Below are 14,468 nucleotides of genomic sequence, written 5' to 3'. Positions count from 1 at the left end.
GGTTGTCTTTGAGATCATGAATTTAGTAGATTACTCCCATTCATTAGTATCCATTATTCCTCCTATTGTTGCGTTAGGGTTAGCGATACTTTCTCGGCGTGTGTTAGTTTCTCTTGGTGCGGGTATCGTATTAGGAGCACTTTACTTAAATGACTTTTCATTTAACCATTCAGCTTCTTATTTAGGAGGCACTATACAAAACTTATTCATATCTGATGGTGGTATTAATACCTGGAATATGAGTATTGTTTTATTCCTCATTATATTAGGCATGACGACAGCATTGTTAACATTGTCTGGTGGTACTCGTGCATTTGCTGCATGGGCACAAACAAAAATTAAAACGAAAAGGGGCGCGAAACTGCTTGCTGCCTTTTTAGGCGTGTTTATTTTTGTTGATGATTACTTTAATAGTTTAGCGGTGGGTTCTATCGCTCGTCCTGTAACGGATCGCTATTATGTATCTCGTTCTAAATTGGCTTATATATTGGATTCAACAGCCGCTCCAATGTGCGTTCTAATGCCGGCATCGAGTTGGGGTGCGTATATAATTACGTTAATTGGCGGTATTTTAGTTACGCATGGAGTAACAGAATATACACCTTTAAGTGCCTTTTTAACGCTAGCGCCAATGAACTTCTATGCTATTTTTGCTTTAGCTATGGTTTTTGTTGTGTCTTGGTTCCAATGGGATATTGGACCAATGAAAAAACATGAGATGGCAGCAATGCATGGCCGTGGTTTTGATGAAGGCGGTGATGTTGATGAACAAGCAAAAGATTTAACTGACGAATTAGAAATTGTTGAAAGTACGAAAGGTAAAGTTGGCGATTTAATTTGGCCGATTGTTATTTTAATATTTGCCACGTTCTTTTTTATGGTTTTTACAGGCTATCAAGCATTAGCAGCAGATGGTAAATCTTTTGCTCTGCTAGGTGCGTTTGAAAATACTGATGTCGGTAAGTCACTTTGTCTTGGTGGTTTATTTGGCTTAGTTGCTGCGATTATTCCAGTCATTCGCCAGCGTATTGCATTTAATGAAGTTATTCGCACATTATGGATTGGTGCTAAATCCATGTTTGGTGCGATTTTAATTTTATTATTCGCGTGGAGTATTGGTAGCGTTATTGGTGATATGAAAACGGGTCAATATTTATCAACCCTTGTACAAGGGAATATTAACCCTATGTTATTACCGATGATCTTATTTTTATTATCAGGCGTGATGGCATTTTCTACAGGTACGTCGTGGGGCACGTTTGGCATTATGTTACCTATAGCTGGTGATTTAGCTGGGGCAACCGATATTACCTTGATGTTACCAATGCTAGCGGGAGTATTAGCAGGCTCTGTATTTGGTGATCACTGTTCACCGATTTCAGATACTACAATATTGTCTTCAACGGGGGCACGTTGCCATCATATTGATCATGTCGCAACGCAACTTCCTTACGCAGTTTCTGTCGCCTTTGTTTCTACTATTGGCTTCCTTGTGCTAGGTATGACTGATTCATTACCCGTAGCCTTCATCGCGGCTATAATTACTTTTATTATGGTTTGTGTGTTGTTTGCTTGGTTATCACGACGTACTTATGTCCCAACAGTAAAAAGCTGATTTTATCTCTGTTCTTTTAAGCCCATACACTTTTCATGAAAAAGAGTATGGGCTTTTTTGTAACTAATGTGTACTTGTTAAGTCTATCACTTTTCATTGTGAGTGAATTTCTGTAGCATCGGCGCAGTTTTTTTAAACCAATCGTATTACTAGGGAATCCTCATGGCCCAAATGTATTTCTATTACTCTGCAATGAATGCAGGGAAATCGACCACATTATTGCAATCCTCGTTTAATTATCGCGAAAGAGGAATGACCCCCGTTATTTTTACTGCTGCGATTGATGATCGCTTTGGTGTGGGTAAAGTCAGCTCTCGTATTGGTTTAGAAGAAGAGGCTGAGTTATTTAATGCAGAAGATGATTTATTCGAACGATTAAAAGCGTTATCAGATAAAGGTAAAATTGATTGCGTATTAATTGATGAATGCCAGTTCTTATCTAAAGCGCAGGTGTATCAATTAACGGAAGTGGTCGATAAACTCGATATTCCGGTTTTATGTTACGGCTTACGTACAGACTTCTTAGGTGAACTTTTTGAAGGGAGTCGTTACTTATTATCGTGGGCGGATAAGTTAGTTGAATTAAAAACAATTTGTCACTGTGGTCGCAAAGCAAACATGGTGATCCGTCAAGATGAAACCGGTCGTGCTATTGCTGATGGTGAACAAGTTGAAATTGGTGGCAACGCACGTTACGTATCAGTATGTCGATTACATTATAAAGAGGCATTAGGTCGTTAATTATTTAATGATAATAGGGATAGTCCTCTTTATCTTATCCAGGTAATTATTGCGAAACAAAAAGCCAGCTTATTTAGCTGGCTTTTTCATCGTAACTGACGATTGAATTATTTCTTATTATGACGCTCTTGCAGTTTATTCGTCACATCTGACAGTGATAAACCTTGATCTTGAAGTAGGACAAGCAGGTGATAGATCAAATCCGCTGATTCACATACTAATTCCGCTTTGTCACCCGACGTTGCCGCAAGCGCGACTTCAACACCTTCTTCGCCCACTTTTTGCGATATACGCTTGGTGCCACGGGCGTAGAGGCTAGCTGTGTAGGAAGACTCAGGATCTGCACCTTTACGACTCGCCAAGAGCTGCTCAAGTTGATGAAGAAAAACCAGTGACGGTGGCTGAGCATCACTTTTATCAGAATCAAAACAGGTGGTCGTGTTTAAGTGGCACGTTGGACCAATTGGATCGACGTGTACTAATAAGGTGTCTTGGTCACAATCAAGCTGAATACTTTTAAGTTGCAGTACATTGCCTGATGTTTCACCTTTCGTCCACAGCCGCTCTTTGGTGCGAGACCAGAAAGTGACTTGTTTAGTATCAAGTGTCTTTTGAAGCGCATCTTCGTTCATGTAGCCAAGCATTAGCACTTGACCACTGGCATTATCTTGAACAATAGCAGGGATCAGTCCGGCTACTTTTTCCCAATTGATTTTGGTTAATAAACTCATAGTCGGATCTCCACATTTTGCGTTTTCAGAAATTGCTTTAACTCACCAATGTTGATGATTTGTTTATGGAAAACAGAGGCAGCTAAGGCGCCGTCTACATTCGCAAGCTTAAAGGCATCGCTAAAGTGCTGCATTTCACCCGCACCACCAGAAGCAATTAAAGGCACGTCACATACACTGCGTACCATGTTGAGTTGCTCTAAGTCGTAACCATTACGTACGCCATCTTGGTTCATCATGTTCAGTACGATTTCACCCGCGCCACGACGTTGAACTTCTTCAACCCAATCACGTGTTTGCCATTGGGTAGCTTTGGTACGCTTTTCATCACCAGTAAATTGGTATACCTGATATTGACCTGTTTCAGCGTCAAAATAGGAATCAATACCGACAACGATACATTGCACACCGAACTTATCCGCCAATGTGGTGATTAATGTTGGATCTGCCAGCGCTGGTGAATTGATAGAGACTTTATCTGCACCAAATTGAAGAATACGGCTCGCATCGTCAGCAGATTTAATCCCACCTGCGACACAGAATGGAATATCAATCACTTCTGCAACGCGAGATACCCAGCTTTTATCAACAACACGACCGTCACTTGATGCGGTAATATCGTAGAAAACCAATTCATCTGCGCCTTCTTCAGCGTAACGTTTTGCCAGTGGTACAATGTCGCCAATGATTTCGTGGTTACGAAATTGGACACCTTTTACAACCTGACCATCACGTACGTCTAAACAAGGAATAATACGTTTAGCTAACATTGTGGTCTCCTTAATTGTTCCAGCATGTAAAGGCTTGCTCGGCAGTAAACTTACCATCAAGTAGGGCGCGACCTACAATAACGCCAGCCACACCTGAGCCTTTTAATGCTGCAATATCATCAAGCGAGCCAATGCCGCCAGATGATTGAAATTGTACTTGTGGGTATTGGCGACAAAGATCGACATACAGTTCGACATTTGAACCAGCCAATGTGCCATCGCGAGAAATGTCAGTACACAGCACGTGCTTTAAACCCACTTTTAAGAAATCTTCTAATAGCGCCTCAATAGTAACGCCTGAATCTTCTTGCCAACCAGAGACAGCGACAATGCGGTTACCGTTGTCATCAATGTTGATATCCAGAGCTAATACGATGTGTTCAGCACCGTATTTTTCCATCCAACCTTTTACCATTTCTGGTTGTTTAACGGCGGTAGAACCAATTACCACACGTTTAGCACCAGCGTTTAACAGATCTGCGACGTCTTGCTCGGTGCGTACGCCACCACCAATTTGTACATTGGCTGGTGTGCTTTTGAGTAGTTTTTCAATTAAAGATAACTGACGCGCTTGCGTATCTTTTGCGCCCGTTAAATCAACCAAATGTAGCCAGTTAGCGCCAGCTTGGTGGTAAAGATTAAATTGCTCTGCGGGATCGACTTTGTATTCTGTCACTTGACCATAGTCGCCTTGGAATAGACGAACGACTTGGCCTTCAATCAGATCTAATGCAGGAATAATCATAACAAGTCCTTTTGTTATCGTTATAGTTCGAGGAAGTTTTGAATGAGTTTCGCGCCAGCTTTACTTGAACGCTCTGGGTGAAATTGCACCCCGTAGTAATTGCCATTTTGCACTGCTGCGGTAAAGCTTTGACCATATTGCGCGCTGGCGATGGTTTTGCCACCTTGCTGCGCGGTATGATCAAATACAGGCATGGCGTAACTATGAACGAAATAAAAATAGCTTCCCGCAGGAATACCTTTAAATAATGGGTGATTATCTTCCGGTGTAATGGTGTTCCAGCCCATATGTGGCAGCGGTAACCCCTCTGCTTGGATTTTCTCTACAGAAGCATTACACAAATCTAAGCAGGGAATAATTTCACTGCCATTTTGCCCGTGCTCTTGCGACGCTTTACCCAGTAATTGCATACCTAAACAGATACCTAATAATGGCTTAGTCACTTGCTTGACTAAGCCAACTAAATCACGCTGTTGTAGGTTCTGCATTGCTTCACTGGCGGTACCGACACCCGGAAGAAAAAGTTTATCGGCAGCAAGTACAACTGCTGGATCTTTGCTGACTTCTACTTGATAGCCAAGACGTTCAATAGCAAAGCGAACAGAAGAGACATTGGCACAGCCGGTATCAATAATGACGACGCGCTGCTGAGTATTGGTTGTTGTCATTACAATACTCCTTTACTGCTTGGTAGCTCGTTACCTTCTACTTTAATCGCTTGGCGTAATGTGCGCCCGAAAGCTTTAAATAGGCTTTCAACAATGTGGTGGTCGTTATTACCTGATGATGATAAGTGCAGAGTACAAGCGAGTGTATCAGTTAAAGATCGGAAGAAGTGCGGCACCATTTCCGTTGATAAATCACCTACTTGATCACGACTAAATTGTGCTTCAAATTTTAAATACGGGCGACCAGAGAGATCTAACGCGCATTGTGCTAAACACTCATCCATCGGTAGGCTAAAGCCAAAGCGGCCAATTCCACGTTTATCACCTAAGGCTTTTTTCAACGCTTCGCCTAACGCAAGTGCAGCATCTTCAACACTGTGGTGATCATCGATGTGTAAATCACCATCAACGGTTAAGGTCATTTGAAAACCGCCGTGCGTGGCGATTTGATCTAACATGTGATCAAAAAAGCCAAGGCCAGTTGAAATCGTATTACCGCCCGTTTGATCTAAATTCACTTTAACGCGAATGTCAGTTTCTTTGGTGGTTCGTACTACTTCAGCAATGCGAGGTTGGGTGGTTAAATCCGTTAATATCTGCATCCAATTCATGGTTTCAGGGTTGTACTGTATACCACGAATTGCCATATTTTCAGCAAGCTGTAGATCGGTAATCCGATCACCAATGACTGCAGAGGTTTCAAAGTCGACGCGACCTTGTTGAAGGTACTCTTTGACCAGTCCAAGTTTAGGCTTACGGCAGCTACAACCTTCGTTATCAAAGTGAGGACAGATCAGCACATCGCTAAATACTACACCTTGTGATTCGAAGATTTCCATCATCATGTTATGTGGCGCATCAAAATCCGCCTGTGGGTAGCTATCTGTACCTAAACCATCTTGGTTTGTCACCATCACTAGTTTGTAGCCTGCGTTTTGCAAAGCAAGTAGGGCAGGAATCACATTCGGTTCAAATTTAAGTTTGTCTAAACGGTCTACTTGAAAGTCTACTGGCGGCTCAACAATTAAGGTGCCGTCACGGTCAATAAATAAAATCTTTTCCTTGCTCACAATCAATGTCCTTATTGTTGTTCTAATTGGCTACGAATAAAGGCGAGAGTTTTCTCACACTCATCGCGGTTACCTACACTGATTCGAATACAGTTTTCAATCGGAGAGCGGCGTAAAATAATGCCGTTATCCCATAATGCTTTAAAGAGTTGATCTGCATTAGGGAATTCAACCAGTAGGTAATTACCGTAGCCATCAAATACGGTTACGCCATCTAACATGCTTAAACCCGCTTGTAAGTAAGCGCGGTTAGCACTGATATCAAGCACTTGGAATTTTGTTCGTGCTCGACCTGCTTCCGATAGGGCTTGGACTGCAATTTCAGTGACAGGTACAGGTACGGGGTAGGGGGCAATCACTTTAAGCAAAACATCGATAATATCGCTGTTAGCAATGGTAAAGCCACAGCGCAAACCCGCTAGTGCAAACGCTTTTGATAACGTACGAAGAATGACTAAATTAGGGTAGCTTGACAGTAAATCGCTGGCGCTTTCTTCTAAGCAGAAATCGATATAGGCTTCATCAACAACGACTAGGGCTGAGTTTGCTGTCATATCGAGCAGGGCTTCAATGTCTTTACGTGCTAACAAGTTACCTGTCGGGTTATTCGGGCTACAAACGAAAACTATTTTTACGCCATCAAGGTTTTGTGAAATGGCCTCTAAATCTAATTGCCACTTGCTTGTGAGCGGAATAACTTTCGCATTTACATCGTAAGTTTCAGCACTGATGGCATACATGCCATACGTCGGTGGACAATATAAAATACTGTCTTGGTTTGGCTCACAAAAAGCGCGGATCAGAAGTTCGATACCTTCATCGGCACCACGTGAGGTTAACACTTGCTCGGGTTTTACATTGGCATAGTCTGCGTAGGCATTGATTAATGCTGGTGGCTGACATTCGCTGTAACGGTTTAATCGAGCAAGACTAATGCTGTACTCGTTATCAAACGGCGATTCGTTGGCGTTTAACCAAATATCTCCGTTGCCGCCTAATCGACGGGCTGATTGGTAAGGGGTTAATTCACGTACTGTTTTACGTGCTAGTCTTGCCATCGTCATGATTTATCCCTCACGCTTAGCCGTTAATTTTTCAACACGGATTGTTACTGCACGTTTGTGGGCATCAAGACCTTCAGCATCGGCAATCGTGGTTACTGTTTTTGCTAACCCCAGTAGGCCATCCGCAGACAGCTCTTGTACTGTCATACGCTTAGAAAAGTCAGCCAAGCCTAAACTTGAATAAGTCCGTGTATAACCATAGGTTGGTAATACGTGGTTAGTACCAGATGCATAATCACCAACAGATTCAGGTGACCAGTTACCTAAGAAAATAGAGCCAGCATTGTCTAGTAATGGCACTAAATCACGTGGCGTACGGGTTTGAACAATTAAGTGCTCAGGCCCATAGTTGTTAGAAATCGCAATACACTGCGGTAATGTTTCAGCGACAATTAATAGGCTTGAACCTAATGCTTCTTTAGCAATATCTGCACGTGATAATTGAGCTAGTTGACGTTGAATAGCATCTGCTGTTTTATCAGCAATCACTGGATCAGGCGTAACCAAAATGACCTGAGAGTCAGGACCATGCTCAGCTTGGCTAAGTAGGTCTGCTGCGATAAAGTCAGGATCTGCACTGCTATCAGCAATCACTAATACTTCAGAAGGGCCTGCTGGCATATCAATAGCAGCACCGCGAAAATCATTACTTACTTGGCGTTTAGCTTCTGTTACAAAGGCATTGCCTGGGCCAAAAATCTTATCGACTTTAGTGACGGTTTCGCTGCCGTAGGCCATCGCTGCAACCGCTTGTGAACCACCGACGTTGTAAACATCATCGATGCCACATAATTTGGCAACGTATAAGATTTCATCAGCAATAGGCGGTGGAGAGCACAGCACCACTTTTTGGCAACCTGCTATTTTAGCGGGCACGCCGAGCATTAATACGGTTGATGGTAGTGGTGCACTGCCTCCTGGAATATACAAACCGACTGAATTAACAGGGCGTGTCATTTGCTCACAGATGATACCTGGCTGTGTTTCTACACGCAGTGTCGGTTGCTTCTGTGCTTTATGGAAGGTACTGATATTGTTAAAAGCTTGCTGTAGCGCTTCTTTCATCTCTGTACTTAATCGAGCACATGCATCGTCGATTTCTGTGTCACTGACTTTGATGGATGCTGGACGAATACCATCAAATTTTTCTGTCAGTTCAAGTAAAGCTTCATCACCACGTTCACGGACATCGCTAATAATGCCAGAAACAATAGCGCTAATATTAGCGCCATTATTAACGGCTGGTCGAGCAAGAAGATTTTCTCGTTGACTTTCACTTAAGGATTGCCATACAACTGTCTTCATCGATTACTCCATCATTTTCTCGATTGGCAATACTAGAATAGAGCTTGCGCCTAATTCTTTTAGTTGTTCCATTGTTTCCCAGAATAGGTTTTCAGAACTCACTAAATGGATAGCAACACGAGATTTGTCTTCAGCAAGAGGAAGTACCGTTGGATCTTCAGCGCCAGGTAGTAGCAGTTTAATTTGCTCTAGACGATCAGTTGGCGCATGTAGCATGATGTATTTTGATTCTTTCGCTTGGATCACACCTTGCATACGGGTCAGTAAGCGTTCAATTAATGCTTGTTTTTCTGCATCGAGTGTCTGCGTTGATTGGATCAGTACCGCTTTTGAACGCAGGATCACTTCTGCTTCTTTAAGACCATTCGCTTCAAGTGTGGCACCAGTCGAAACTAAATCACAGATGGCGTCAGCAAGCCCAGCTCGTGGAGCAACTTCAACAGAGCCGTTTAGCATACAAGTGCTAAATTTAACGCCCAGTTCATCCATATAGCGTTTAACTAATTGCGGATAAGTCGTTGCAATACGTTTGCCGTTTAAATCTTGAGGACCGTTGTACTTAGCATCTTTATCAATTGCGATAGAAAGGCGGCAACCACCAAAATCTAGGCGGCGTAGTTTTATATAATCTGATGGTTCACCGCGAGCAGCACGTTCAAGGCCAACTTCTTCAAGTTCATTTTCACCAATCACACCTAAATCAACTACACCATCCATGATCAGACCAGGAATGTCGTCATCACGAACAAGTAGCAAGTCTATAGGCATGTTTTCAGCGTGAACAACAAGACGTTCGCCTACCATGTTAAATTTCACACCACAGCGTTTAAGCAGTGTTTGACACTCTTTACTTAGACGGCCTTTTTTCTGAATCGCAATGCGTAATCGTTGTGTTTGCATAGTCATTTCCCTGTCCTAATTCACTTAATTCAAAATCTGGTATTAAAAAACCCTCGGAAGCTTGTATCTTCCGAGGGTCTGAATTTGATTATTCCTTGTGACCACTGGAAGAGTATGTTGTCTTCCAGGGTGAGGCGTATCCTCCCGAAAGACTAGTCAGGATGGTGATGAATATGATTGTTAGTCATTTGGATACGCATAATAAATCTCGTTAATAAATAATAGTGTTACTTTCTTGTTACCCACACTAACTAAGAGTGTTAGATAATGCAACATTATTTTTAACCTTTTATCTTATTTATTTTTCTTTTCGAAAATAGTTTCGGCGTTGTCGCAATTGTAAGAATAAGTTTCCTAACTTATTGAGTTTTAGGTGGTTAAATTAATTATGTCGAAAGAAGTAAGAGCAAGGTAAGTTATTGGTTCAGTACATAGTTTTGTGTGAATAGCATACTTAAATAAGAAAACCGACGCTAAGATCGGTTTCAGTGAGAGGAATGTTAACGCTGTATTAACCACAACATTTTTTATATTTCTTACCGCTTCCGCATAAGCAAGGGTCGTTACGACCGACAGTTTTCTCACTTTTAACGGGAGCTGGTGGAGCTGTTTGCTCTACTGGTGGTGGTTCTGGGTATTCACCATCAATGTAAAACCAACATAACTTGTTATCTTTTTCTTGCTGTAAAAAACGTGAACGTTCTTGCAGGATATATTCATTGCCTGCTTCTTTGTACATGGCTTTAAATTCAACAAAACCTTCGCCACTTTCAGCGATTTCACTGTTTAGAACATCTAACCCTAACCATGTTAAGTGTACTGATTCTGCAATGGCATTGCGGTGCTGTTCTGCTTCACAACTAGAGTGATAAGTTTGAACGACAAAATCAACTAACCCAAGCACATGAGCACTGTAACGTGCACGCATCAGTTGTTCTGGGTGTTTTGCTTTTGAATGATCAAGATGGATAGGTTTACAGCACTCAATAAGGGGCTTATTACTTCCACAAGGACACATTAATGTGTGTTTAGACATGTTTATTTAGCCGAGGATTGCTCATATTCAGTAGACCATTTTACTGATTCTAAATAGTAGTCTGCAATGCTTGATTCATTGATTTTCAATGCCGCACTGTATTTTTTAACTAGTGGCCAATTTGCCTGATCGTAAGCATCTGTTAAGTTTAGTATTGCGCCTAAAGGACCGGCACGTTTAGTTAACGCTAACTTAACTTGCTCGCTTAAAGGGAGGAGCTCTATCAACTCTTCTAATGGTTGATCAAGCAAAGAGTCTAATAAGGAAAATAACCCAGTAAGAAAGGCTTGGTTACCATTATCTTTGGGTACTCGGGTCCGATATAACTGCTCACAAAAATGTGCACGTTGGAGTGATAAGTTATAAAGAGATTGAGGTTTATTTTCAACCGCATGCGAGGTTGCGACAAATGTGACAAAACGTCGTAGTTGATCTTCACCAAGAAAAATTAACGCTTGTTTAAAAGAGGTCACTGGCTTTGAGCGCGTTGATGTTAGCGCATTGACGTGACGAAGTAATTTGTACGATAAGGTTAAATCAGTAGCAATAATTTCTTCAATTTTGTCAAAATCAACATCAGTAACACAAATTTCTTTAAACAAACGTAATGTTGTTAAAGATGAGGGTTTTAATGACTTTCGTTGGATCATTTCTGGCTTGCTGAAAAAGAAGCCTTGGAAAAGATCAAAGCCCGCATCATAAGCTTGTTGGTATTCTTCTTGGGTTTCTACTTTTTCGGCTAAGAAACGTAGTTTTGTTTTTTCTTTATAGAATTGAATAAATCGTGCGGCTTTTTCAATACTGATAAGACGAATATCGAATTTAATAATATGGATATAGGGAAAAAAGCGAGTCCATTGTTTATTAGGGATAAAATCATCAAGTGCGAGTGTGTAGCCTTTTTGATGAAGTTTCTTTATAGCTTCAAAAAGCTCGTCAGTTGGTTCACAGTTTTCAAGAATTTCGATGATGAAACTTTGTTTTGGGAAAAGAAGAGGTGTACCTGATATTATTGAACTATAAGGGAAATTAACAAATGCGCGTTTGCCTGATGTTAATTGCGCTTCTCCAGCAGAACTGAAAAAGTTATCGTTAAGCAGACGGTTTGTAGCTTGCTCATCACCAATATTTGGAAAGCAGTTATCTGGGCCATCCCTAAATAAAAGTTCGTAGCCAATAGTTTGCTTATTTCTGTTTAAAATGGGTTGTCGAGCAATATATGAGAACATTGAAATCTACAGAAAAGTCCAAAAAAATAAAATCGTTTTAGTATTGTTGTTATTAGTTAGATCATATCAAATTTATATATTTCACAAAGTGATGTTTTTAACACTATTTAAATAAAATATTGAAGCGACAAGCACATCACGTTTACAGATGGTTAAAATAATCAAACCTTATAAATATATTAGCACATAAAACCATTATAAATAATGAAAATGGTGTAAGATCTGTTTTGAGTTCATAATATTAGTGTTTAAACATTCACTCTTGTCGTGAATTGTTTGATCTACCTTTTAAATTTTCTATCAAATCGTATTTGTACTAGTTATGTCTATATTTGCCTTGATACAAGCGGGATTGCTTGTTGGTGGTAGTGTTTTTATTGTGATGCTTATTAGAGCTTGGCGAAGAAACCGAAAGCAGGAAGCAAATACACGTATTATTCCCGTCGCCTTGATTGGTGGTTTTGCAAACTTCTGTGACACTCTTGGTGTTGGAAGTTTCGCTATTATGACAGCAGGTTATAAACAATTTAAGCTTATTGATGATCAAGTTCTTCCCGGAACATTGAATTGCCAAGCGGTGTTAGCCACGGTCGTACAAGCACTTATTTTTCTTACTGCGGTGAATGTGGATGCAGTTACCTTATTAAGTCTTGTTGTTTCAGCGTGTTTAGGGGCAACCGTCGGTGCGCGTTTAGTTTCTAATTGGGATCGCCAACTTATACGTATTGTGATGAGTGGTGCTTTGTTGGTGGTGGCGGGCTTAATGCTTGCGGGTCAGTTAAAGCTATTCCCTCTTGGCGGAACCAGTTTAGGCTTAACAGGGTGGAAGTTGGCAGTCGGTATTGCTGGTAACTTCTTATTTGGCGCATTAATGACGGTAGGTATTGGTTTATACGCACCATGTATGACGATGATCTACATGCTAGGTATGAATCCGCTTGCTGCGTTCCCTGTGATGATGTGCTCATGTGGATTTTTAGGCTTCTTTTCTGCTGGTGGTTTCTTACGTCGAGACAAAATTAATAGTCGAGCGTCAGTGGCGGTTGCAATAACAGGGCCTATCGGTGTGGTGATTGCAGCCTATTTAGTGAAATCGCTAGATATGAAGGTATTGGCTTGGCTTGTTTGTGGGGTTGTCTTCTATACCTCTTTGACGATGTATCGTTCTTGGGCAGCTGATCGAAAACAGCTCAAGCAAGTCAATGTTGAAGAAAAGATCGCATAAAAAGAAAGGTACGCAGTGCGTACCTTTTTTATTGCTGCTGATTAGTATCAAAATTACGGGTTTCTAGCTGATAGCCATCAGGCGTAACGACTAATATCGAGCCATGTTCATACCAATCACCGAGGACAATGCGTGAGGCTGGCTTATTATCAACAGTGAGTGAATGAATATCTGGTCGATGGGTGTGACCATGGATCATTTGATCAACATGGAAAGCTTGCATCAATCGCACCACTTCACTTTGTGTGACGTCCATGATGGATTGGCTCTTCATCTGATTATTTTTACTACTATTACTTCTAAACTTCTCACCAATTTTAATACGACGAGAAAGAGGAATGCGGAAGAATAACCATTGAATAAACTTGTTATGTACTTTTTTACGGTAACGTTGATACGCTTCGTCTTCTATGCATAAAGTGTCACCATGGAGGATTAAGGTTGGTTTTCCGTACAGCTCAACAATGCAATGTTCAGGAAGTAACTGAACTCCCGTTTGTTGGCTAAAACGTTTACCAATTAAAAAGTCGCGATTACCGTGGATAAAATAGCAAGGAATACCCGCGTCAGTGAGAGTTTTAAAAGCCTGTTTGATTTGTTGTAAAAAAGGTGAGTCTTCATCATCACCAATCCACATTTCAAACAAATCCCCGAGCACGTATAAGGCGTCAATATCTTTTGTGTCTTCTGCCATAAATCGCAAAAAACATGCTGTCATATCGGGACGCTCAGCACTTAAGTGCAGATCTGAAATAAATAGTGTTGTCATAATAGAAAAAGGGCGGCTAATGCCACCCTTAATATCAATGAAGACTTATTCTTCGATAGTTACGCTTTCGATAACAACATCTTCAACGGGTACATCAGAGTGGTAACCGTGACGGCCTGTTTTCACAGCCTTAATCTTGTTAACTACATCCATACCTTCAACCACTGCAGCAAATACACAGTAGCCCCAGCCGCTCATATTTTCACCAGTAAAATCAAGGAAGTTGTTGTCTTTTACGTTAATAAAGAACTGAGAGCTAGCAGAGTGAGGAGCGTTAGTACGCGCCATTGCAAGTGTGCCTGTCTTGTTGCTTAGGCCATTGTTTGCTTCGTTTTGAATTGGAGCGCGAGTTTCTTTCTCTTCCATACCAGGAAGCATGCCGCCACCTTGAACCATGAAACCATCAATAACACGGTGGAAAATAGTACCGTTGTAGAAACCATCACGGCAGTATTGAAGGAAGTTTGCACACGTTTGAGGTGCTTTGTCTTCGAATAGGTTAATTTTGATGTCACCAAAATTTGTGTGAAGGGTAATCATGATCTTTTCCTTTAATGGAGTATTTTTCTTTAAGTCTTGAATATTAACTTACCATAGCCT

Annotated in this window: 15 protein-coding genes and 1 other annotated feature; of the genes, 3 read left to right on the top strand and 12 right to left on the bottom strand. The window is 41.2% G+C overall.

The window, feature by feature from the left end; all coding sequences use genetic code 11:
• Positions 1-16: 16 nt before the first annotated feature.
• Together C9J40_RS02025 and C9J40_RS02020 are read left to right on the top strand one after the other, a co-directional pair.
• On the top strand, positions 17-1,615 hold the full coding sequence (locus tag C9J40_RS02025; RefSeq protein ID WP_107205599.1) for a Na+/H+ antiporter NhaC family protein: 1,599 nt from the start codon (positions 17-19) through the stop codon (positions 1,613-1,615).
• A gap of 162 nt (positions 1,616-1,777) precedes the next feature.
• Positions 1,778-2,356, top strand: a complete 579-nt coding sequence (locus C9J40_RS02020; RefSeq protein WP_005370610.1) for a thymidine kinase — start codon at positions 1,778-1,780, stop codon at positions 2,354-2,356.
• A gap of 107 nt (positions 2,357-2,463) precedes the next feature.
• Here the strand turns inward: C9J40_RS02020 and hisIE are convergent, their stop codons facing one another.
• The 10 genes from hisIE to C9J40_RS01970 form a co-directional block, all read right to left on the bottom strand.
• The gene (gene hisIE, locus C9J40_RS02015) at positions 2,464-3,087 is read right to left on the bottom strand and encodes a bifunctional phosphoribosyl-AMP cyclohydrolase/phosphoribosyl-ATP diphosphatase HisIE (RefSeq protein WP_107245568.1); all 624 of its coding nucleotides are present in this window, start codon (positions 3,085-3,087) and stop codon (positions 2,464-2,466) included.
• Positions 3,084-3,857 carry an imidazole glycerol phosphate synthase subunit HisF gene (gene hisF / locus C9J40_RS02010; protein WP_005370612.1) on the bottom strand — a complete coding sequence of 258 codons (774 nt, stop codon included), beginning with the start codon at positions 3,855-3,857 and terminating at the stop codon, positions 3,084-3,086. The genes hisIE and hisF overlap by 4 nt, the downstream gene beginning before the upstream one ends.
• Before the next feature lie 10 nt (positions 3,858-3,867).
• A complete protein-coding gene (gene hisA, locus C9J40_RS02005) occupies positions 3,868-4,602 on the bottom strand; it encodes a 1-(5-phosphoribosyl)-5-[(5-phosphoribosylamino)methylideneamino]imidazole-4-carboxamide isomerase (protein WP_005370613.1) in 735 nt (244 codons plus the stop codon).
• A gap of 20 nt (positions 4,603-4,622) precedes the next feature.
• Positions 4,623-5,270 (bottom strand): imidazole glycerol phosphate synthase subunit HisH, encoded by a 648-nt coding sequence (gene hisH / locus C9J40_RS02000; protein WP_107245566.1) that lies wholly within the window; start codon positions 5,268-5,270, stop codon positions 4,623-4,625.
• Positions 5,270-6,340 (bottom strand): bifunctional histidinol-phosphatase/imidazoleglycerol-phosphate dehydratase HisB, encoded by a 1,071-nt coding sequence (gene hisB / locus C9J40_RS01995; RefSeq protein WP_369917432.1) that lies wholly within the window; start codon positions 6,338-6,340, stop codon positions 5,270-5,272. Before hisB ends, hisH begins: the two co-directional genes overlap by 1 nt.
• 11 nt (positions 6,341-6,351) lie before the next feature.
• Positions 6,352-7,398 (bottom strand): histidinol-phosphate transaminase, encoded by a 1,047-nt coding sequence (hisC, locus tag C9J40_RS01990; protein ID WP_107245700.1) that lies wholly within the window; start codon positions 7,396-7,398, stop codon positions 6,352-6,354.
• Between the two features lie 9 nt (positions 7,399-7,407).
• Entirely contained in the window at positions 7,408-8,709 is a 1,302-nt protein-coding gene (hisD, locus tag C9J40_RS01985) for a histidinol dehydrogenase (protein ID WP_107205603.1), read from the bottom strand.
• A 3-nt stretch (positions 8,710-8,712) separates the two neighbouring features.
• Complete coding sequence (gene hisG, locus C9J40_RS01980) at positions 8,713-9,609, bottom strand: ATP phosphoribosyltransferase (protein WP_107205604.1); 897 nt, start codon at positions 9,607-9,609, stop codon at positions 8,713-8,715.
• Positions 9,610-9,650: 41 nt separating this feature from the next.
• Positions 9,651-9,786, bottom strand: a sequence feature (His leader region).
• 334 nt (positions 9,787-10,120) lie between these two features.
• Positions 10,121-10,645 carry a YchJ family metal-binding protein gene (locus tag C9J40_RS01975; protein WP_107245565.1) on the bottom strand — a complete coding sequence of 175 codons (525 nt, stop codon included), beginning with the start codon at positions 10,643-10,645 and terminating at the stop codon, positions 10,121-10,123.
• Positions 10,646-10,647: 2 nt separating this feature from the next.
• Complete coding sequence (locus C9J40_RS01970; RefSeq protein ID WP_107205606.1) at positions 10,648-11,874, bottom strand: EAL and HDOD domain-containing protein; 1,227 nt, start codon at positions 11,872-11,874, stop codon at positions 10,648-10,650.
• Between the two features lie 322 nt (positions 11,875-12,196).
• On the opposite strand from C9J40_RS01970, the gene C9J40_RS01965 reads away from it, so the two are divergent.
• A complete protein-coding gene (locus tag C9J40_RS01965) occupies positions 12,197-13,099 on the top strand; it encodes a sulfite exporter TauE/SafE family protein (protein WP_107245563.1) in 903 nt (300 codons plus the stop codon).
• A 28-nt stretch (positions 13,100-13,127) separates the two neighbouring features.
• On the opposite strand, the gene lpxH is transcribed toward C9J40_RS01965, so the two are convergent.
• Positions 13,128-13,868 carry a UDP-2,3-diacylglucosamine diphosphatase gene (lpxH, locus tag C9J40_RS01960; RefSeq protein WP_107245562.1) on the bottom strand — a complete coding sequence of 247 codons (741 nt, stop codon included), beginning with the start codon at positions 13,866-13,868 and terminating at the stop codon, positions 13,128-13,130.
• 45 nt (positions 13,869-13,913) lie between these two features.
• Positions 13,914-14,408 (bottom strand): peptidylprolyl isomerase, encoded by a 495-nt coding sequence (locus C9J40_RS01955; RefSeq protein WP_005370640.1) that lies wholly within the window; start codon positions 14,406-14,408, stop codon positions 13,914-13,916.
• Positions 14,409-14,468 lie beyond the last annotated feature (60 nt).

The sequence above is a fragment of the Photobacterium sp. GB-72 genome, from assembly GCF_003026095.1.
Classification (GTDB): domain Bacteria; phylum Pseudomonadota; class Gammaproteobacteria; order Enterobacterales; family Vibrionaceae; genus Photobacterium.
Note: the sequence above shows the minus strand (reverse complement) of the source record. Positions and strands in the feature narration are given on the sequence as shown.